The sequence below is a fragment of the Sulfobacillus thermosulfidooxidans genome, assembly GCF_001280565.1.
GTDB lineage: Bacteria > Bacillota > Sulfobacillia > Sulfobacillales > Sulfobacillaceae > Sulfobacillus > Sulfobacillus thermosulfidooxidans_A.
Map to the genome: position 1 here is coordinate 263,388 of NZ_LGRO01000001.1, position 17,679 is coordinate 281,066.

Annotated in this window: 21 protein-coding genes and 1 CRISPR repeat array; of the genes, 6 read left to right on the top strand and 15 right to left on the bottom strand. The window is 54.3% G+C overall.

Going from position 1 to position 17,679, the window contains the following annotated elements; translation table 11 throughout:
- Positions 1 to 174: 174 nt before the first annotated feature.
- On the top strand, positions 175 to 849 hold the full coding sequence (locus AOA63_RS01300; protein ID WP_053958012.1) for a sigma-70 family RNA polymerase sigma factor: 675 nt from the start codon (positions 175 to 177) through the stop codon (positions 847 to 849).
- An 810-nt stretch (positions 850 to 1,659) separates the two neighbouring features.
- On the opposite strand, the gene AOA63_RS01305 is transcribed toward AOA63_RS01300, so the two are convergent.
- Positions 1,660 to 2,229, bottom strand: coding sequence for a site-specific integrase (locus AOA63_RS01305; RefSeq protein WP_053958013.1), 570 nt, complete (start codon positions 2,227 to 2,229; stop codon positions 1,660 to 1,662).
- A 328-nt stretch (positions 2,230 to 2,557) separates the two neighbouring features.
- On the opposite strand from AOA63_RS01305, the gene AOA63_RS01310 reads away from it, so the two are divergent.
- From AOA63_RS01310 to AOA63_RS01330, 5 genes are read left to right on the top strand one after another with little or no spacing between them, the layout of a single operon-like run.
- Complete coding sequence (locus AOA63_RS01310) at positions 2,558 to 3,154, top strand: hypothetical protein (RefSeq protein ID WP_242848252.1); 597 nt, start codon at positions 2,558 to 2,560, stop codon at positions 3,152 to 3,154.
- Positions 3,155 to 3,158: 4 nt separating this feature from the next.
- Positions 3,159 to 3,356, top strand: a complete 198-nt coding sequence (locus AOA63_RS01315) for a hypothetical protein (protein WP_053958015.1) — start codon at positions 3,159 to 3,161, stop codon at positions 3,354 to 3,356.
- Positions 3,331 to 3,567, top strand: coding sequence for a WGR domain-containing protein (locus tag AOA63_RS01320; protein WP_053958016.1), 237 nt, complete (start codon positions 3,331 to 3,333; stop codon positions 3,565 to 3,567). Before AOA63_RS01315 ends, AOA63_RS01320 begins: the two co-directional genes overlap by 26 nt.
- Before the next feature lie 11 nt (positions 3,568 to 3,578).
- The gene (locus AOA63_RS01325; RefSeq protein WP_053958017.1) at positions 3,579 to 3,812 is read left to right on the top strand and encodes a hypothetical protein; all 234 of its coding nucleotides are present in this window, start codon (positions 3,579 to 3,581) and stop codon (positions 3,810 to 3,812) included.
- Between the two features lie 32 nt (positions 3,813 to 3,844).
- Positions 3,845 to 4,588 (top strand): 3'-5' exonuclease, encoded by a 744-nt coding sequence (locus tag AOA63_RS01330; protein ID WP_053958018.1) that lies wholly within the window; start codon positions 3,845 to 3,847, stop codon positions 4,586 to 4,588.
- A gap of 486 nt (positions 4,589 to 5,074) precedes the next feature.
- On the opposite strand, the gene AOA63_RS01340 is transcribed toward AOA63_RS01330, so the two are convergent.
- From AOA63_RS01340 to cas5, 14 genes are all read right to left on the bottom strand, one after another.
- Complete coding sequence (locus AOA63_RS01340; protein ID WP_053958020.1) at positions 5,075 to 5,512, bottom strand: hypothetical protein; 438 nt, start codon at positions 5,510 to 5,512, stop codon at positions 5,075 to 5,077.
- Between the two features lie 147 nt (positions 5,513 to 5,659).
- Positions 5,660 to 6,157: a hypothetical protein gene (locus AOA63_RS01345; protein ID WP_053958021.1), complete on the bottom strand. Its 498-nt coding sequence runs from the start codon at positions 6,155 to 6,157 to the stop codon at positions 5,660 to 5,662.
- Entirely contained in the window at positions 6,157 to 6,435 is a 279-nt protein-coding gene (locus AOA63_RS01350; protein ID WP_053958022.1) for a hypothetical protein, read from the bottom strand. Before AOA63_RS01350 ends, AOA63_RS01345 begins: the two co-directional genes overlap by 1 nt.
- Positions 6,436 to 6,506: 71 nt before the next feature.
- On the bottom strand, positions 6,507 to 7,361 hold the full coding sequence (locus AOA63_RS01355) for an ERF family protein (protein ID WP_053958023.1): 855 nt from the start codon (positions 7,359 to 7,361) through the stop codon (positions 6,507 to 6,509).
- Between the two features lie 32 nt (positions 7,362 to 7,393).
- Positions 7,394 to 8,503: a hypothetical protein gene (locus tag AOA63_RS19515; protein WP_053958024.1), complete on the bottom strand. Its 1,110-nt coding sequence runs from the start codon at positions 8,501 to 8,503 to the stop codon at positions 7,394 to 7,396.
- Positions 8,504 to 8,683: 180 nt separating this feature from the next.
- Positions 8,684 to 9,031: a hypothetical protein gene (locus AOA63_RS01370; protein WP_053958026.1), complete on the bottom strand. Its 348-nt coding sequence runs from the start codon at positions 9,029 to 9,031 to the stop codon at positions 8,684 to 8,686.
- Positions 9,032 to 9,107: 76 nt separating this feature from the next.
- Entirely contained in the window at positions 9,108 to 9,689 is a 582-nt protein-coding gene (locus AOA63_RS01375; protein WP_053958027.1) for a hypothetical protein, read from the bottom strand.
- 70 nt (positions 9,690 to 9,759) lie between these two features.
- On the bottom strand, positions 9,760 to 9,993 hold the full coding sequence (locus AOA63_RS19210; protein WP_139061443.1) for a hypothetical protein: 234 nt from the start codon (positions 9,991 to 9,993) through the stop codon (positions 9,760 to 9,762).
- Positions 9,994 to 10,065: 72 nt separating this feature from the next.
- Entirely contained in the window at positions 10,066 to 10,251 is a 186-nt protein-coding gene (locus tag AOA63_RS19215) for a hypothetical protein (RefSeq protein WP_139061444.1), read from the bottom strand.
- A gap of 357 nt (positions 10,252 to 10,608) precedes the next feature.
- Positions 10,609 to 10,878, bottom strand: coding sequence for an IS66 family transposase (locus tag AOA63_RS20515; RefSeq protein ID WP_431607691.1), 270 nt, complete (start codon positions 10,876 to 10,878; stop codon positions 10,609 to 10,611).
- 545 nt (positions 10,879 to 11,423) lie between these two features.
- The gene (locus tag AOA63_RS18775) at positions 11,424 to 12,062 is read right to left on the bottom strand and encodes a transposase (protein WP_082343667.1); all 639 of its coding nucleotides are present in this window, start codon (positions 12,060 to 12,062) and stop codon (positions 11,424 to 11,426) included.
- A gap of 12 nt (positions 12,063 to 12,074) precedes the next feature.
- Positions 12,075 to 12,668: an IS110 family transposase gene (locus AOA63_RS18780; protein WP_082343668.1), complete on the bottom strand. Its 594-nt coding sequence runs from the start codon at positions 12,666 to 12,668 to the stop codon at positions 12,075 to 12,077.
- Positions 12,669 to 13,119: 451 nt separating this feature from the next.
- A CRISPR array of direct repeats spans positions 13,120 to 14,271; the repeat unit is 30 nt; unit sequence ATTTTGAAGCCTTATAGGCACTCTAGAAAC.
- Between the two features lie 229 nt (positions 14,272 to 14,500).
- Positions 14,501 to 16,933 carry a CRISPR-associated helicase/endonuclease Cas3 gene (locus AOA63_RS01395; protein WP_053958030.1) on the bottom strand — a complete coding sequence of 811 codons (2,433 nt, stop codon included), beginning with the start codon at positions 16,931 to 16,933 and terminating at the stop codon, positions 14,501 to 14,503.
- Complete coding sequence (cas5, locus tag AOA63_RS01400; RefSeq protein WP_053958031.1) at positions 16,905 to 17,657, bottom strand: CRISPR-associated protein Cas5; 753 nt, start codon at positions 17,655 to 17,657, stop codon at positions 16,905 to 16,907. The genes AOA63_RS01395 and cas5 overlap by 29 nt, the downstream gene beginning before the upstream one ends.
- Positions 17,658 to 17,679 lie beyond the last annotated feature (22 nt).

Here is a 17,679-nt window from a genome sequence, read left to right on the forward strand (position 1 = left end):
GGGTAAACCTGACACAGGTTCAAATCCCAGCAAGAGAATGCGCCACAGATTGCTGTGCCGCAGTGGTCTATCGATCCAAAAATCCACTAAAAAAAGTGAGAAGGCGCGGCTCCTCTTAGGGGTGAAAGCCGGGATGTCTACGGCCCAAAAATTGATTGAAGGAATGAGGAGTCTTTGACAAGTCAAACGTACCGGGGGCAACCAGATACGGTGCGACCTCCCCATCAAAGTCTAATACGCCCCATGGACGATGGCATCTGGCTGGACTGGGTGACGCGGGCCCAAGCGGGGGATCAAACGGTGTGGCAACAGATTTTTGATGGCACGATGCCGCTTTTACGAGTTCTTTTGCGACCGTACTATGGCCCATCAGGGAGCCATGACCGGCAGGATCTCTGGCAAATCGCGCGGATTGGGGTATGGCAAGCGGTAATGCAATATCATCCGGAGCGACACGTGCCGCTGGAAGCGTGGTTGCGACTCGTGATTCGTCGGCGTCTAGATGACATGGTACGGCAAGCTCATCGCCAGAAACGTTTAATGGACGGCCGCCTGCTGCGGTGGGATGCGCCGGACGGGACGGAGGGTCGTCGACACCCCGTGGGCTTCGCGGGGGAGGGGACTGATCTCGATCCCTTACAGGTTGTCGAGCGCCATCAAATGCGAACGGATCTTTACGCGGCCCTTCACGATCTCACCCTCTTAGAGTGGCGGGTAGTGTGGGATATTGCGGCAGGATACTCGTATGAGGAGGTCGCACGGCACTGGGGATGCTCGCGGAAGGCGGTCGACAACGCATTGCAGCGTGCGCGGCGCAAATTGCGCGAAAAGGGGATGACGGCCCGGTAATGTCGGCCCCACGCACCGAGGATGGAAAGCCCCTTCTGCATATCGTAACGGGTTGTTTATCGTAAGAGCTAAATTCTCGAACAGATTACGAGCATCGTTGACACTCCCCATGCCTTTAGCCGTGGGGAGGATGTCAAACCATGCGGTGTTAAAGAAAAATGCTTTATGCTTGCGCGGATATTCAAAGTGCTTATAAATAAGGAAGAAAAATGCAAAATGAGTTATCTCCGAGACTCATAGTTAGAAAAATCGCTTTGATGATGTCATGTTGCGGGGTTATTAGCGTCAAAGCAAGATAGCTTTGACACTCCTCAGGCCTCAAGGCAGGGTTTTACGGCGCGCTTGATAATGCGTAGCGCTTTGATCAAGGGGTAACACCTCTAGGCGAAATCTCGATCATTCGATAAGATAGACATAGATACGCGAATTGTGGCTTAAATAGGCCTCCTCTCGATATTGCCGGTTCGGCGTAGCGGGTCGAGAGAGGAGGAAATCGGAGTGTTTCCTGTACTCATTGTGATTACGCCATCGTCGGTCGTCAAACACGTGATACGCGCTCTTATTAAGCCGACAAAAAAGAAGTAGCGCTATCAAACGCTACTTCTTTTAAGATGATATTGGGATGTTCAGGCACTAAAGGTTCGCGGCCCGAAAGCCTGAAAATTTAACATCCCCGATTCGTAAAGCTGAACCGGTCCCGCTCTCGTTGCTTTGACAAGAGCGGGGTTTTGCTTCTGTTATAAGTATAGACGATTTGTTGACTTTTATCCATTATAGTAGTGAGTGTATGATAGTGTGTTTCACATTTGATCACAAATTCAACCCCAAATACACGGCATCCCGATCCTCCCGGCGAATCCCGATATAGGCAAGCGTCGTCCCCGGACTGCTGTGGTTCAAAATCTGCTGAATAATGGCTAAATCGACTCCCGATTGATAGGCCCAGTACCCAAACGTTTTGCGCAGCGTGTGGGTGCCAATCGCGTCCGTGACACCCGCCATTTGGGCGGCGTCATGCAGAATCTGCCAGGCTTGTCCGCGTTTGAGCGGGCGTCCGTGTTTTCGGGAGGGAAACAACGGATCATCGGGCTGTGCATCCGGGCGGGTGGCCAGATACGCCGCCAGGGCTTTTTTGGCTGACGCGCTGAGCGGAAAATCTTTCGTTTTACCGGTTTTCTGTTCCGTGATCTGAATTCGCTCCCGCCATTTGGTGGGGGTCAGGCGCACATCCCCAACGCGTAACGCTAAGAGGTCGCTAATACGGAGTCCGCTGTTAATCCCCAGCGTAAACCAGGCCGCATCGCGGAGATTTTGGGCGGCCAGAATTTTTTTGATCGCCTCAATCTGGCGTTTATCGCGCAGGGGTTCTACTGTCTTCACGGCTATCCATCCTTCCCTACGGAATCTGATAACCGGATACGGTATCAGGCATATCCGCGGTATCTCCTGTATTATAACCGATTCGCCGCGTCCTGTCGTGTAGGAGCGCGTCTCCGGGCCTTTTCGGCGGACCGTGAAGGGCAGAGCCTATGCGCGTTCGCGGGCGTGGGGCGGGCTTCAGACGAATCGGACAGAATGGCCTTCTGTCCGATTCCGTATTCTCTTCACTAATACGGTGCATAGGGTATAGAAACCGTCAGAGGTCGTATAGATACGGTATCGTGATGGATTACAAGGTTTGATATCATTAACGCGTGACAGTCACGGGATGATGCCGTATGATAGAGACAACGAGGACAGAAAGAAGGGACATGCCATCGCGTTGACGAATTTACAAAAACGGGGCACGATTACCGTGCCGCAAGCCGATCGCCACCAGTTAGGGTGGACGGACGGCCAGTTGCTATTAACGACCGTCACCGCTCCGGGTCAGCTCTGTCTGCGGGCCATTCCCGATGCGGAGACGTTATGGGCGCAATATGGGGACGCCTTTGTTCCGCTGCCTGAGACGGCTGTGGTCCCACCCCCACGCGGTCTGTGGATTCCCCCGGACGCGCTGTGGGCCGCGCAAGCCGATCCGCAGCATCCGTGGCGGGCGGTGTGGCAGGCGATCAGTCAGGGGCAGCGGACGATGCGCTGGGATCCGGCCCTGTGGACGGTGATTGCGGAGCAATTGCCGGAACGGTTCCCGTCGTTATCCCGATCCGATTGGGCGTGGTATGGACAAGTCGTGTGTGCGTGGCCGGGGGTGGAGATGGCGGATCGATCGTTGTGGCTGAGGGTCTGGGAAGTCTGGGGTCAGCAAGACATTTCGTGGAGTACGGCAGTGTGGCAGGTCCGCAATGCGGAAACCGAGGAGGAATAAGCCCATGGCACAAGAAATTCCGGTGTACTTACGCATCGAAGATGTGGACGACTTGTTGCGGTGGTGTGAAGCGCAATGGGAGTCTCCCGTGCAGCCGTCTCATTGGCTGTGGTGGCGGATTCAGCAAGCGTGTACGCACGCCTTAATCACGGCGGCGGATCGACCGAGGAGACGGCATGGCATGGATCGGGCAACGCATTAACCCGGCGCGGCATCAATGGCGTTGGTATCGGATTGACGTGCAACCGACGTTATGGGGCGATTGGCGGTGTCTGGTCGCCTGGGGCCGGATCGGTCAAGCGGCGCGCGGTCAGCGCATTTTAGGTGAAGGCCCGGTGGAGGCGATGCACCGATTAGCGGAACAGCAGCAACACCGTAAACGACAGCGGGGCTATGTGTTTCGGATCGAATAAGGAGGCGCACAATGATGGCAGAAAACAACACCCCGCCGGTCAACGCGGAGGAATCGCCACGGCGGTGGACATGGCGGGATTGGGTCGGACAACGCGTGGAAATTGAAACGCTGGTGCCGGATTATCCCCCGGTTCAAGGGCGGTTGCTGGACGTCAAGCAATATGAGCTGGTCGTCCAAGTCGGCCGACAGACGGTGGCGTTCTTTAAGCATGGCGTGTTGTCGGTGCGGCCTTTGGAGGAATAAGACGAATTTTGGGGAATGAAAAGAGGGAGACCATGACGATTTTGGTGTTTGATTGCGAAACCATTCCCGATCCACGTTGTGGCGCGACAGAGACCGACACCAGCGGATTGAAACCGGGGTGTCAACAGATTGTCGCGTTGGCGGCGGCCTGGATTGATGAGGGAGGGAGCTTGCAACGGTTGGCTGCGTTGGGCACGGTCGAGAGTCCGGAAGCAGAGCTGGTCCAGCAATTTTTTCAGATTGTCGAAACCTATCATCCCCGATTGGTCGGATGGAATTCCAGTGGGTTTGATTTGCCCGTACTGGTGTATCGGGCGATGGTGCATCATGTGGTTGCGCCGAAGTTTTATACCTGGGGTGCGCCGTATCAAGGTTATCGCAAACGGTTTGATGAGGACAGCCATCTGGATTTAATGGATGTGCTGAGCTTTTATGGGGCTAGCACGCGCATGAAATTGGACGAAATGGCCCGGATTTTGGGGATTCCCGGTAAACAAGAATTGGATGGGTCGCAGGTGGCCTATGCGGAGGCGGCCGGCCAACGGGCGGCGATTCGGCAGTATTGCGTCAGCGACGTGTTAACCACGGCGTTGATTTATGGGCGGTATGCGGCCCATCGGGGGTGGTGGACCGCGGACCAATATCACGGCTTTGTGGCCTCGGTGGACACCTGGCTGGCTCAGCAACCGGAGGCGTATTGGCAGCGCTATGCGCAAACTTGGGCGGATCGGGCGCAGAATGTAGACGATGGAATGCGGTTTTCTAGTCACGGTTAATGGGCTCTAGAGTTGAGGAAGGATTTTTTGATACGGAGAGTTATCAGGTTTTTATCGATGGCCGTATGCATAACCGACGATATGTTATTGTCCTTGATCCATTGGGGGACTAGCTGTACTAAGTATCGGAATACTTTCTCGTCCGGCGTAGCATAGCCAATACCATCCCAGGGAATAAAGTCATTGAGAAGGGAATCCGCCCACTCCCAGGCTTCAATGTCAGAATTAAATATATGGTTGCCTTCAGGATAGCGGTCGTTTATCCACTCCAAGACGGATGATCCTTTCTGTGGTGAAATAAAACGTCATCAAATCGGCATTTTCAACGGGTAACGATGTGCCCCCTTGTCGTTACCATTTTGATACGGAACCATGGAATTGGCCCCGAATCCTTCTAGGGATCCGGGGCCTCATGATGACATTCTGCCTTTAGCGTTGTGATAGAAGTTTTCTGCTTGGAGAGAAGGGGAATTCTGGGATTATCGTTCATGTTTGTGGTCGGAGGCGTGCGTAGATGGTGTTCCGTAGGGTGTCATTGGCGTGGGGATGAGCAGCAATGGCATGGAGCGTCGAATTGTCTGTGATGTGCGGATTCTCGACAAGCTGTGCCAGGGCTGATCGCGGTGTTCGGGGATTAATGCTGAGGGCTGCGAGAACATGGTGATCGGCATCCTGGCTGAGAATATTGGCTAAGGTCTTATTTAAGTGCGGAGAGGCAGCAATGGCTTCGCGTATGGCGAGGTGCCCGTGTTGAGCCAAAGCAGGTAATAAAGCATCGGGCACGAAGAGGGGCCAAAGGGAGTCGCTGCGAATTTGTGACAGCGTGTCGCGATCAAAGAGGTTGTGGGTGAGTGTTTGCCACAGATCTACAAGGACGGTATCAGGAATGAGTGCCGTCCACAGCGAAATCTTGCTCAGGGACAAGAGGATTGACTCCTTTCGGGATAAGATGGGTTTAATGATGCGTTGGGTTCCGTAGCTTTACCGGAAACCGTTTCCGATGCTGGTTTGGCAGATTATCCCGGATGCTATCACGCCATGACATGATCGCCTTTTGGGAATGGCGTTAACTTATAACGACGGATGCATGAGGGTTTCGGGATACCTCGTGGTGAGCCAGGCCCGCCAGGCAATTTGGTCTTCATCGGTGCGTAAGACGTGGCGAATCCGGCGGAGCCGTGCGGTATCGGATCGTTTTGCGCGATGGGGATATTCGCGGCGCCATTGGGCATAAGCCAGATTACAGGTGGTGTGGGCGAGACGTAGGCTGAGCAAGCGTTCGAGGGAAAACATGGTGTCCCATACGGGACTGGCGAGGGGGATCACATGTTCGAGGGTGGTGTCGTTTAATGGGAGGGGGGCATGGCACCAGATACAGCGCCGGGTTTGAATCGTGCGTAAAGCGTTTTTGACGAGGCGGGGAATGTGGTCACGGGTATATGCCGGTTCCTGCTGGATGATGCGAATCCAGTCGAGTTCGCCGTGGGCACAGCGTTCGTGCAGGAATTGATTCCAGGTCCTGGTAGTGGCGGTCCACTGGGCCCATTGATGGTCAAAGGTGATCAGCATCAGGCACTCACCTTCTCGATGCGGGAATCTCTAGGCCGTGTTTGTGTGTCATCGGCATGGAGCAGGTCTTGGGCTTTTTGTATCCAAGCGGCATGGATAGCCGCTTGGGTGGCGCGATGATAGGAGCTGCGAATGGAGTCCAGGTCCAGATCGCAAGGAATGGTCTTTGAGCCATAGATGAAAAAAGCGGCGTAAATCTGGGTGTCATCGGCGATAATGGTGAGACCCTGATCGGTAAAAGTGACAGTGCGGGTGATGGGATCAACGGTGGTGGTCATGGGACATCGGCTCCTTGGGTGGGGGAATGGAAACGGGAATTAGCCCCGGTCTGTTGGGACCGGGGCTAGGGTTATGACGCAGCGGAATCGGGCAGGGCTTCTAAGACCGCGAGGACAAGCGGAATTTGCTCGGTCGTTAAATCGCGGGGGGTTTTCACGGTGCAGTGCAAATGTTGCCGGATGAGATCGAGCAATTGGGTGACGGCGATGCCTTTGGCTTTCATTTTTTGCGCAATCTGCGCAAGATCGGCATTGGTGGGTGCTGAGGAGGCGGTGGGGGATGCCGAATCGGATGCGGATGAAGGTGCTGAGTTCGTGTGGGATGGAGTGTCTGGTGTTTTGGGATTCTCCGGTTGGGGTGCGGGGGCTTTGGATGCTGCGGGGGAAGTCGCTTTGGGAGCCGCTGGTGGAGCTTTGGGAGAGCTCTTCACAGCGGACGGCGGCATTTTGCCAGCGGCTAGCGCGTCGGTTAAGGTATCGCCCTCGGCGTCTTCGCCGGTGGCAATGAGGAAATTGGTTTTGAGAAAATATTTGACGCATGCGGTAATGGCTTTGGGCAGTCCTTTATCGGTGGCATCGGCGCCTTCGCCTTGAAACTGGCTGATCAGGGATTCGCCTGAGTCGCCATCGAGGAGGGTAAAGGTCATGGTCACGGTGGTTTTAATTTGCGGCGTTTTGCTGGTTTCGAGCACCGTTTGCTGGACCTGATCAATGGAGCTCAAAATAAAGAGATTTTCCTCTGCGAGATATTTGCGGACGGCATCGAGAATATCGGATTCGGTGGCGTATTCATAATTGTGGAACGTATTTTTGCCGCGTTTGGGGACGCGGTGAATTTGGCCGAGGACGCGGGCCAGTTTGGCGATGAGTGAGGGCGCGGGATTTTTGGACAAGGGAATGACGTGATTATCCGCGATAGGGGTCATGGATGGTTCCTCCTTATGATTGGTTAATCCAGTTAGGAAGCTCGCCGGGATCGCCGGCGGGCTTTTTGAGCTGACGTATCGGGCGGGGAATCGGATGCGGCCTGGGGTTCCGCGACAGCGGGGTGCCAGGTCCAACTCACGCCATTGGCCCGCCATTTTTGGTAAGGCGCGAGCTGATCGGCGGTGAGCACGCCGTCTTTTAAGGCCGCCTTGACATCATAGGTGAGCGAGGGTTTCTTTTCGGTGCAGGTTAAGAAGCCCTCAGCGGTGGCGAGGCCTTGGGCGTGGGTGCTGGCCAGCCAGGCTTGTAAGGCATCTTCCAGATCTTTTTTGCGTTGTTCTAAGGGTTTCAGAATCGCTTTATAGTCGGCAATATGCTGAGAGAGCTCTTGCCATTCGGTCAGAACGGGGAGCCATTCGGCGGGCGCGGGCACGATGGATTCCTCCTCGTCGGGGAGGGGACGATCCGCTTGCCAGCAGAGCCGCCAATACCCGCAATGGGCCCAACTCCCGTCTTTTTTGCGCCAGCTGCAAGGAAATTGGGCGGGATGATAGCCATCAGGAATCGGGAGCGGCGTCTGGTCGAAGGTGACGGCGACTTGAATAGCTTGTAACGTCTCGATTAAGGGGGGAATGCGGTCCGGATCGTAGGTCACGGGAAACGTCAGAATATTACCGGTTTCTTTGATGACGTAGGCGATTTCGGCGGTGGCTTGCTGGGCATTGCCCCAGAAATGGAGATAGAGGTTGACTTGATCGAGGTGTTCTTCTAACGGAAGATGGGCGACGTTACTGGCAGTCGTGGTTTTGCATTCGACAAGATGATGGATGGGTTCAATCCATAAGTCGATATGACCGGTGCCATAGGGGGTGTCGACGGTGACTTGGCGGTTGACGCCGCCAGGGAATTGCTGTTCCCAGAGGCTGGCCAGATAATCTTCCCAGTAGTGGCCAGCATGAAAGATGCTCAGTTGTTCGGGCGTTTCGGGGTCATGGGGAAAATCGAGAATGCGCAAGGTTTGCTGGCGGGGACAGCCGCCGGTGGCGGACAAGCGGATTTCATGAGGGTCAAAGGGATTGGCGGCGCGTTCCGCTTCGAGAAAGGCACGGTGTAATTGATCAGTGGTGGGACGTTCGCTCATGATTCGGGCCTCCTTGTTGAAGACATGGGAGTTGAGGATGCCGGGTGTCGGGAATGGGGTATTCGACGGCGGGCTTGCCAGCGGGCGAGAGCGTGGAGCCATGCCCAGCGGGAGCGGATATAAAAGGTGCGGGAACCCCAGTGGATCAGGGCATGGGGCAGATAGACGAGACGGGAAGATTTAGATGAGGGCAAGGGTGTCACGCTCCTTCTCGCCGAGATGGGCGAAAAAGGCTTGTTGCCAGCGGGGTGGAATGGTTTTCCATGACACGCGGCGGTAGCCGATATCGTGTAATGCGATGAGTGTGGGACATTCGGTGTGAAATAATTGATCGGGATTGCCGGGGACGGCACTTTGTAAGATGACGTAATAGCGTTTGCCACGAGCGGTGTTTTCGCGGGGATAGACCATGAGATAGTCATCATAGCGCCCATTGATGGCTTCGGGACGGAGTAGGAGACCGGCAAGGGTTTGGGCCGATTCATGATCGGTCCAATAGGGACAAGCGCGGCGATAAAAACGCAGCATGGGGAATAGGCTCCTTTCGTTGTGAGAATGGCATAAAAAAAGCCCGGCGGACGAAATCGTCCGGCGGGCTAAAGGGCTAGGAGATTTGTCGGCGTTTGGCCGGTCGTTTATCCGCATGAAGGGGTTGATGTTGAAGTCGGGTGAGCAGTTTCTGGCGTTGGAGAATGGCGTCGGGCAGGGTGTGTTTCGTGGCTCCAACGGATTGCCAGAGGGTGCGGCGGATGGTCGGGATTTCGTCGCGGGTGATGGTGCGGCGCTGGAGAGCGCGGCGGATGCGTTCTCGGATGGTATGACGGATGAGTAAAAACCACAGGCGGTTGGCATCGGGTTGCCACGCTAGCCAGAACTGGGAGGCTTGGGCCATTTGGTCGACGGGTAGGGCTTTGAGTTCGGGGATGTCGAATTGGTGAAATAATGCGTGATAGCCGGCACTCAAAATGGTGGGACGAATCGGGACAAAATCGGGGTATTGGTCGAGCCATTCATCGACGCGCTGGACGAGACAGGCACGCAAAGATTTGACTGCGGGTGTGCCGACAATGGGCCATTGTTTTTTGAGATGGGTTAGTTGGGTCGCAATGGTGTCGCATTGTGTGCGCAGGGCGCGGTTTTGTGTTTCTAAATCTTGAATGGCGGTGATGATTGATGTGATATCCATAGATGTTTGGGGCTCCTTTCGTTGTAGAAGATGACCGGAAACGGTTTCCGGTTGCGGGGCACGGTAAAAACTAGCAGACGGCGCTGGTGGCAAAAGACGCGATGTGGGTGGGGTCGGGTGCGGCGAGAAATGTGTTGAGGATCGTGGTGGCTGCGTCATACGAGGTGAAGCGGCGGAGTGTGCGGGTGACCGGGTCAATGAGCCAGTAGCGGTGCCAGCCGTCAGCTTCGCGGCGTTCGATTTGGATGAGCCAATGATGATCGCGGGACGCGAGCCAGCATTTACCGATATAGGTGTCAGGCATGGGCGGTACGCTCCTTTGACAGGATGTGACAAACAGGATACTTGTATCCCGCCGGATACGGCGGGAATCGGGTTATTCGGGCAAGAAACCGGGGAGATTGAGGAACATTATCGGTTGTTCCGGACGAGCAGCGGCGAGTTCTTGGCGCATGCCGGGACTGGGGATGACGGGTAATGTTATGAGACAGAGTGCTTGGTGGAGTTGGCGTAAGCCCCAGGTCAGGCCATCGGTGCGTTCATCGGGTTGTTTGTCATCCAAAAATTGGGGAGCATACAGATGCGGAGCATAGGGCCAAAAGCCGTGGTCGTAAGCGAAACGCGCTAAGGACCGGGTCCAGCGGGGATGCTATTCTTGTTGATCGGGATTTGGCGCGGCGAAGGGGAGCAGATATACGTCTGGGGACGATGACCGACTGGACGAGGTGTGAGGGCCAAAAGACTGTGGGAGAGACACTAGCTGACAGGCTCCATCAAAGCGGTGGGCGGACCCAGGACGCGGAGCAATTGGCTGAAATGCCCAAGAGGCTCTGACACGATAGGCAGGTGTTAACATCCGCTTTGATGCAGCCCATGGAGGATTGTTGTTCGGCTCGTCAGCCCTCTTCCCATAACACCGTCAGGGTGCTTTCATCCGCGCGCAATAAATGGGTCGGAGCTCGGTCTGCGGTGCGTAAATTACCCAGGTTTGGCGTGCCCATTCTTGCTCCAGCCGATAGAGGGGCAGATGTTCGGTGAATTTTTGGTGGAGCGTGAACGCCAGAAGAGACGCCAACGCGAGACTGACGGGATAGACTGGTTTGGGTATGGGTGCCGTTTTGATTGGAGTCGTGAGCGTCTCGCGCTCACCGTGCCGACAAGCGTTAACCTGTTGGACCTGTGCGATCACTGTGACTGGTGCCGCGATGACTGACAATTCCCGGCGGATTTCTGTGCTCAGTCACACACCCGCTCGGCATCGGGAAAGGCATAGGCCAATGGGTGGCACCGTTACGCCATGGGCTGCGGCCCATAGTGGCCGCGATGGACCCCTTGCCTGAAAATCCGCCACCTGCTCAGCTCAAATCTGTTATAGTGTTCTTCATGTGTCATGGCCTATCCCCTCACCATTTTTGGGGCGGTTATCAATGACGGGCCCAAAACCGATAGGGGGGTAGAAGTTGAAGCTTACTCATCTTTGACGAACTTGATGAACTATATTGAAGTCTCATAGGCATCCTAGAAACGACGCATAATGGTTTTACCATAACTACTGTTCAGCAATTTTGAAGCCTTATAGGCACTCTAGAAACGATGTCGGCAGAAGACCCGCGGTAAAAAGTCAAGCATTATTTTTTCACTCGCAGGGCGAAAAAAGGCATCATTCCATTAACCGGTTCTAATGAACCAGTAAATGGCAGGGAGGAACTGGCAATGACCTATGGGGCCACGGTGTTACGAACCAAATCTCCTTCCATCATAAAGTTGACCTCGGGTCAGCAGCCCGTAGATCACGCCGGTCAGCTTGCGTGCGGTCAGCACCAACGCCCGCTTGTGAGGGTGGTGGGTAGCGCCGCGATATTTGCGGATGTAAAAGGCTTCGAATTCCGGGTCGCGCACACGAACCCGGTCGGCCGCCTCGATCAGGTAATACCGCAAGTAGGCATTACCCGACCGCGTCAGCGGTCGATCATCCGCGTCGAACGTGCCCGATTGATGAGCACGCCACGTCAGACCCGCATATTTGGCGACCGCATCGTCGGAAGGGAACCGGCTTATGGGCCCAATTTCGGCCACGATGCCCGCTCCAAATACCGGACCGATGCCGTCGATCGCAGTGACGGTTTGAGGGATGGCGGCCAAATCGCGGGCGATCGCTTTGTCCAGTTGGCGCATTTGGCTTTCCAACAGGCGAATGGTATCCCAGTGCATGACCAGACTGAACTGGCGGGCTTCCGATTCTTTGGGCCGCAGACGAAAGGCCTTGTGGGCCAACCGTTGCAGTGTCTGGGCGATGTCGTCCGGCGCTTTCAGCGCCGCGCCGCCGATTTGGGCAATTTCTTCGGCCAGGGTGGCCAAGGGCGTGGTGGCCAAGCGATCGGGGGTCTATGGGGTCAACACATATTCCGATGCGCGACCAAAGACATCGGAAAAAAAGGCTTGATCGCGATCTTTGGCGGTCGCCCGATATCCCCCCCACAGACAGAACAGTTCATTCAACGCGCGGCTTTTTTCGCGCGAGACGGTCTGCGCCAGGTGAAAACGATGGCGCGTGACAACCCGCAACGCCGTGTAGCGAGGATCGGGGGCCGGCGCCGGGCGCAGGCGTCCAAACCGGATGGTATCCGCAATCAAAAACGCATCGCCGGGATCGGTTTTCGCTCGGTCGACGTATGTTTTGCGAAATCCCTGCACAATACTGGGATTCATGAGAAACCATTGGGGCTGCCATCGGTGCAACCCTTCGGCCTGGGTCAACGCCTCAAACAGCGGCCAGTGATAGACCGACGTGGATTCCAAACCCACGGCGAGCCGATCGAATTCAGCGGCCTGCGTCTTCATCCACTGGATCAGCTGCTCAATGCCCGGTCGGTCATTGGGCACGCGGACGCGTGCCCAGACTTGACCCTCAGCGGTCATGGCACACACGACGTGTTCTGCTTGGCTCACATCGACGCCAACAAACAGGGTAGAAAACATGCGAGACACCTCCTTTCGAGAATGGGTTGCGACGTTTTCGTCGCGATCCGGAAAGGGAACCGGTCGATGCCCACGGATGGGCTATGCCACCTCGTCATTAGCCGTCACGCTCCTCCGAGTTGTGCGACGGTACCGGTGCCAGCGGTACTCTCGGTGGAGGGCGGCAACCCGCGCGTTAGCTTCCCATCCGTCGGTCGACCCCGCAGTCTTTCAAAGCCTTCTGCACCCTTTCGGGTGTCCCTCGAGGCAGGAGGAACTCGCGGCAGTCGTCCGGATCCAATCCAGGATCATCGACCGGGTCTTGCGGAGCAAGACAAATATTTCCAGATCGGGCTCGAGTTTCGGTGGAGTCCCTGGCCAGGGACTCCACCGAATCCCATGGGCCGTGCTTCCTAAGAAGCAGGTCCAAGCCCAATATCTTTATACGAGGAGGGACACGCATGGAAACCGAATTTTGAAGCCTTATAGGCACTCTAGAAACCGAAGGAGCGAATACCATGAAAAAAATTATCGACGGATTTTGAAGCCTTATAGGCACTCTAGAAACACCATCGGGTATCGGATAGACGGCTGGTTTACGTATTTTGAAGCCTTATAGGCACTCTAGAAACTCCCCGGACGGCACCGCAGGGCTCCACGTTTGTCCATTTTGAAGCCTTATAGGCACTCTAGAAACGAATAATCGCGGCATCCCGTTCGACGTGATATTCATTTTGAAGCCTTATAGGCACTCTAGAAACGAAACTGTATGGAAAATCCTTGGTTTACATGTTCAGATTTTGAAGCCTTATAGGCACTCTAGAAACCTGAATGCACCAAGTCAGTATGATTACGATTTGTATATTTTGAAGCCTTATAGGCACTCTAGAAACGATTTTCACGGATCATCCACCACAAGACCGCGGTCTCATTTTGAAGCCTTATAGGCACTCTAGAAACGCCAAGGCAACGCTTTTTAACCGAAGCCATGAACGAATTTTGAAGCCTTATAGGCACTCTAGAAACCCGCCGACGACCCACGATAATTGGAGGTTTGCTGGATTTTGAAGCCTTATAGGCACTCTAGAAACGTAATAAAAAGTCATTAAAATCGCTGGATAAATGAAATATTTTGAAGCCTTATAGGCACTCTAGAAACCCCAGCTAATCCGCTCAGGACATCCGGCAAATGCGTTTTATTTTGAAGCCTTATAGGCACTCTAGAAACCGCCAGACACTTCTCGCATAGCCGGTTTTTCTCGATTTTGAAGCCTTATAGGCACTCTAGAAACCGTGAGCACGTCGTCAGGCCGCTTTAGCCGTTGGGGATTTTGAAGCCTTATAGGCACTCTAGAAACCACATAATGCGGGCGCTGCCCTTCGTTGCTCCCGTACTATTTTGAAGCCTTATAGGCACTCTAGAAACCTTTTGGGCAGTGGGGCAACCTCCCTGTCATACGAATTTTGAAGCCTTATAGGCACTCTAGAAACCTTGCCCGTGACACTAGGAGGGACAGCACCATGAGCATTTTGAAGCCTTATAGGCACTCTAGAAACCGATGAGATGATGGCCTTTCGCGAGAACGGGATGCACATTTTGAAGCCTTATAGGCACTCTAGAAACCCATTTACACTTTAAATTATATGACCTATATATTGTACAGTAAATGGAAATTATTGGCGATGATAATGAGTCGCACTGAGAAAGCGAGAATTCATCAGGGTTTCCCGGTTTTTGGGTGTGTCGTCGATCCTCCGGTATTTTTGCGCGATTGCCGATCGACGACACATAAGGATGACGAAGTGGAAAATACCCCGCCGTAAGGCGGGGTAATCCCCAAGAAGTCACAGATTTACCAAATGATGGTCTCTCCTTGATCCAGTAAGACCTGTGCTAACCCCAGTTCTTGGGTATATGTGGGTCGTGTGCATTCGGGTGACAGATAATAGAGCGGCAGGATAGGGTCAATGTATTGGGCGCCAAGGGTTTTGTGATGGGCGAATGGGATATTCACGATCCATTGCCAGAAATCTGGAGCATGGTGCTGAGTTTGCCATTGTTGCCAGACGTGATCGGCTTCAGTATTCCATGCAACAAACAGCGGCACACGATAATGGGATGGGGATTCTTGAATAATTTGTAAGGTGTTGAGATAGTCGAAATGCCAGGAACGCATGGCCTCTTGCCAATTGTCTGCGGATTGGGTGCCATTGATGGCTAAATAGCGATAATACTGGTCTAAAAGTTGCGGATATTCTTTTTCGGTCCACGGGCCTTGATGGTGTTGAAGAATGTTTTGCGTAGCGGCCATCGCGACGGGGCCATAAATGATGGCGCCCCAATGGTGACGTTGGTTGATAATCAGGGGCATGACGTGAACAGGACCCGGTGGCGTGTCTGTGGTTTGTCCATGCCGTTGACACCGGCCTGCGGCTTGGATGAGTGCGTCCCACGGGGCCAGTTCGCGGAATACGCGATGAAAGCTCACGTCCACACCGGCTTCGATGACTTGGGTGGCCACTACGATGAGAGGATGTTGATCTGGATGAGGTGTTTGTAAATGAGCTTTGATATCGCGAAGCCGGGCGCGGCGAATTTGTGGCGGAATCAGCGTGCTCAAATACCGCACTGTCACGTTGCGTGGAGACTGCGCGGCCAAACGCTGGGTGAGGGCTTGAAAGACTTGGGCGGAGGCGCTCAGCGTATTGACAATAATGAGGGTATGGGGATAACGATTCAAGTCTTGTAAAGCCTGTTGAGCTAAGTCATCGGGTGTCCACGGCGTATCGTGATAAATCATGTGGGTACGGGCAGGTACTGTGGATGGCAGCGGTTGACCAAAGAGTTCGTAGGGTTTCTGTGTATCCGTGTCCGAAAAAATGTGGGGTTGTGTGGCACTCATGAGTAGAAAACGAGCGGGTAAGGTTTGGGACCAGGTGATAAAGGATTGCCGGAAAATGGGCCAATGTTCGGCGGGCAGCGATTGAACTTCGTCGGCAATAATAATCGCTTGATGCAGTCGCACTAAGCGGCGAATCCCGCGATTTTGGGGACTCATTAACGTTTGCATGAGTTTAACGAATGTTGTGACGATAATGGGACTGTGCCATCGAGGCAGCCATTGATGGTAGCGTTCGACCGTTAATGTTTCGTGATCATTGGGTGTGTTGTGTCGTGATGACGGAGCCAGATAATCATCACGAAGAATCCACGGGGTTGGGTCGAAATGGGCGTTGTCATTGGGGTGATAGCATGTTTGCAGCCAGCGTTGTAGTTGCGCGGTAATATCTTCGGTTAACGTGACAAATGGCACGGCATAGATAATGGGTCCCTGCCATTGGAGGTGTTCTCGTAAAATCAGTGCGGCTTCTAAGGCGGTCAATGTTTTGCCGCTGCCTGTTGGAGCGGTGAGGGTATAAAGAGGGTGGTCGGGGTGTTGGCGTAATCGGGTTAAGACGGTCTCGCGCACGGTTTGACGAAAGGGCGCAAGACGGTCGTTTTGATGGGATGCGATTAACGCGGTATGCGCGGTCTGCCATTGGGCATACGAAGGCAGAGGCTGCGGATCGGGGAGCCGTTCCCGACTGGATACGCGTTTATCGGTATCGAGTAAAATGGCAAACAAACGGAACACATCTGGCCATGCAAGATGGTTGTCTGTGCTTAATTGATAGCTTTGGCGGCGTAAGGTTTTCATGAGCGGACTTTGTGTCGGATGTTGCCAGAGTTGGGCAAATTTCGGCCAATCATTGTCCCAGGTGAGATGCCAGCGTGCAGCTTCCGAAAGACATTGCTGGGTTTCCGGTGCGATAGTGGGCCAAGATTGTGAGATGCCGGCTATCTGTGCAGCCAGGGTGGGTAAGAGTGTGGAATGGGCGAGATGATGGAGATCCTCTTCAGGATTGTGAAGATTGCCATGGTGGCGGCGAATGACGGTAAAAATCGCATAGGGCCACGGGTCGGGTAAATGATTGGCCAGGGCCTGATAGGCTCCCCAAAAAGCACTAAGTAATGCATGTTGCGTGGCGTCGGAGGCTTGGCGTGTGTTGTGAATATAGTCTTGAAAGGCGGGGGTATATTTGCCAAAGTCGTGGCAGGCGCCGGCAATCCAGGCCGCCGCCACCAGATGCGGACTGAGCGTTTGCGCGAGGTGGGCGACGTCATGGGCGACTTGGATGAGATGCACGATGAGCGGATCGGCGGGATGCCCGTGGCCTTGAGCATCATATTCGGGTGAATGGGCCCAATATTGGGGACTATCCTGCACTTTCTGGAAAAATAACACAGCGGCTTACCTCCTCGTGATGGAGCACGGCGGATAATTGGATTCGGGGTACGGTATATGCGGCATCGATCGCGTGTCCATAGACATCGTAGAGAAAGCGTTTGTTTGTGCCCTCGCGTTGGGCTGTAAAGTGATAGGGAAGGGTTAAGGTGATGAGCGAGGGCGTAAGTTTTAAGCTACCGGGTTGAATGGTGTCCACGGGAACGAGGCCCCAAACGGGTCCGGCGTCTTGTGTGATGTGAGCCGTGGCATACACCGCGTCATGAAGAGTGGCGAGACAATAGGCAGGACCTAAACTAATCGGATAGACCGGTTGATGGTGGTGAATGCGGTTCAGCAATTTGTGAGCGATAGTGCGATCACGCAGACCAATCCAGAAGCGGTAGCGTAACGTGTCGGTATCGGGTCGAAGAAATTGCTCGGTGACAAAATTGATCGGCGCGTCGGGGTTATTTTGAAAGCGTTGCACTTTTTGCACGACCGTATGATAAGGCGTTAAGCATTCTGTGTGAACCCAGCACTTCGTTGGGGACAAGATATCGTCGTAATAGCTATTGCGGTCATAGCCTAAAATGGCGGCGAGAATCCCCAACACCGTTGGACGCGGGGGAAGGGGAAATGTGCGGGCGACGGCATTGGTGTCGGGTTCACGAAATTGAGCCATGGACCCCGAGACGTCGAAGACGATAAACGTCTCGGGGAGGGGGAGCGATGAAGAAAACATAATGCGCCAGACCTCCTGATCA

What these genes read in the sequence shown, in the direction of transcription:
- AOA63_RS01310 (WP_242848252.1), top strand. Translation starts at nt 2,558, where the DNA reads ATGATGCCGTATGATAGAGACAACGAGGACAGAAAGAAGGGACATGCC.
- AOA63_RS01315 (WP_053958015.1), top strand. Translation starts at nt 3,159, where the DNA reads ATGGCACAAGAAATTCCGGTGTACTTACGCATCGAAGATGTGGACGAC.
- AOA63_RS01320 (WP_053958016.1), top strand. Translation starts at nt 3,331, where the DNA reads ATGGCATGGATCGGGCAACGCATTAACCCGGCGCGGCATCAATGGCGT.
- AOA63_RS01325 (WP_053958017.1), top strand. Translation starts at nt 3,579, where the DNA reads ATGATGGCAGAAAACAACACCCCGCCGGTCAACGCGGAGGAATCGCCA.
- AOA63_RS01330 (WP_053958018.1), top strand. Translation starts at nt 3,845, where the DNA reads ATGACGATTTTGGTGTTTGATTGCGAAACCATTCCCGATCCACGTTGT.
- AOA63_RS01345 (WP_053958021.1), bottom strand. Translation starts at nt 6,157, where the DNA reads ATGCTGATCACCTTTGACCATCAATGGGCCCAGTGGACCGCCACTACC.
- AOA63_RS01350 (WP_053958022.1), bottom strand. Translation starts at nt 6,435, where the DNA reads ATGACCACCACCGTTGATCCCATCACCCGCACTGTCACTTTTACCGAT.
- AOA63_RS01355 (WP_053958023.1), bottom strand. Translation starts at nt 7,361, where the DNA reads ATGACCCCTATCGCGGATAATCACGTCATTCCCTTGTCCAAAAATCCC.
- AOA63_RS19515 (WP_053958024.1), bottom strand. Translation starts at nt 8,503, where the DNA reads ATGAGCGAACGTCCCACCACTGATCAATTACACCGTGCCTTTCTCGAA.
- AOA63_RS01370 (WP_053958026.1), bottom strand. Translation starts at nt 9,031, where the DNA reads ATGCTGCGTTTTTATCGCCGCGCTTGTCCCTATTGGACCGATCATGAA.
- AOA63_RS01375 (WP_053958027.1), bottom strand. Translation starts at nt 9,689, where the DNA reads ATGGATATCACATCAATCATCACCGCCATTCAAGATTTAGAAACACAA.
- AOA63_RS19210 (WP_139061443.1), bottom strand. Translation starts at nt 9,993, where the DNA reads ATGCCTGACACCTATATCGGTAAATGCTGGCTCGCGTCCCGCGATCAT.
- AOA63_RS18780 (WP_082343668.1), bottom strand. Translation starts at nt 12,668, where the DNA reads ATGTTTTCTACCCTGTTTGTTGGCGTCGATGTGAGCCAAGCAGAACAC.
- cas5 (WP_053958031.1), bottom strand. Translation starts at nt 17,657, where the DNA reads ATGTTTTCTTCATCGCTCCCCCTCCCCGAGACGTTTATCGTCTTCGAC.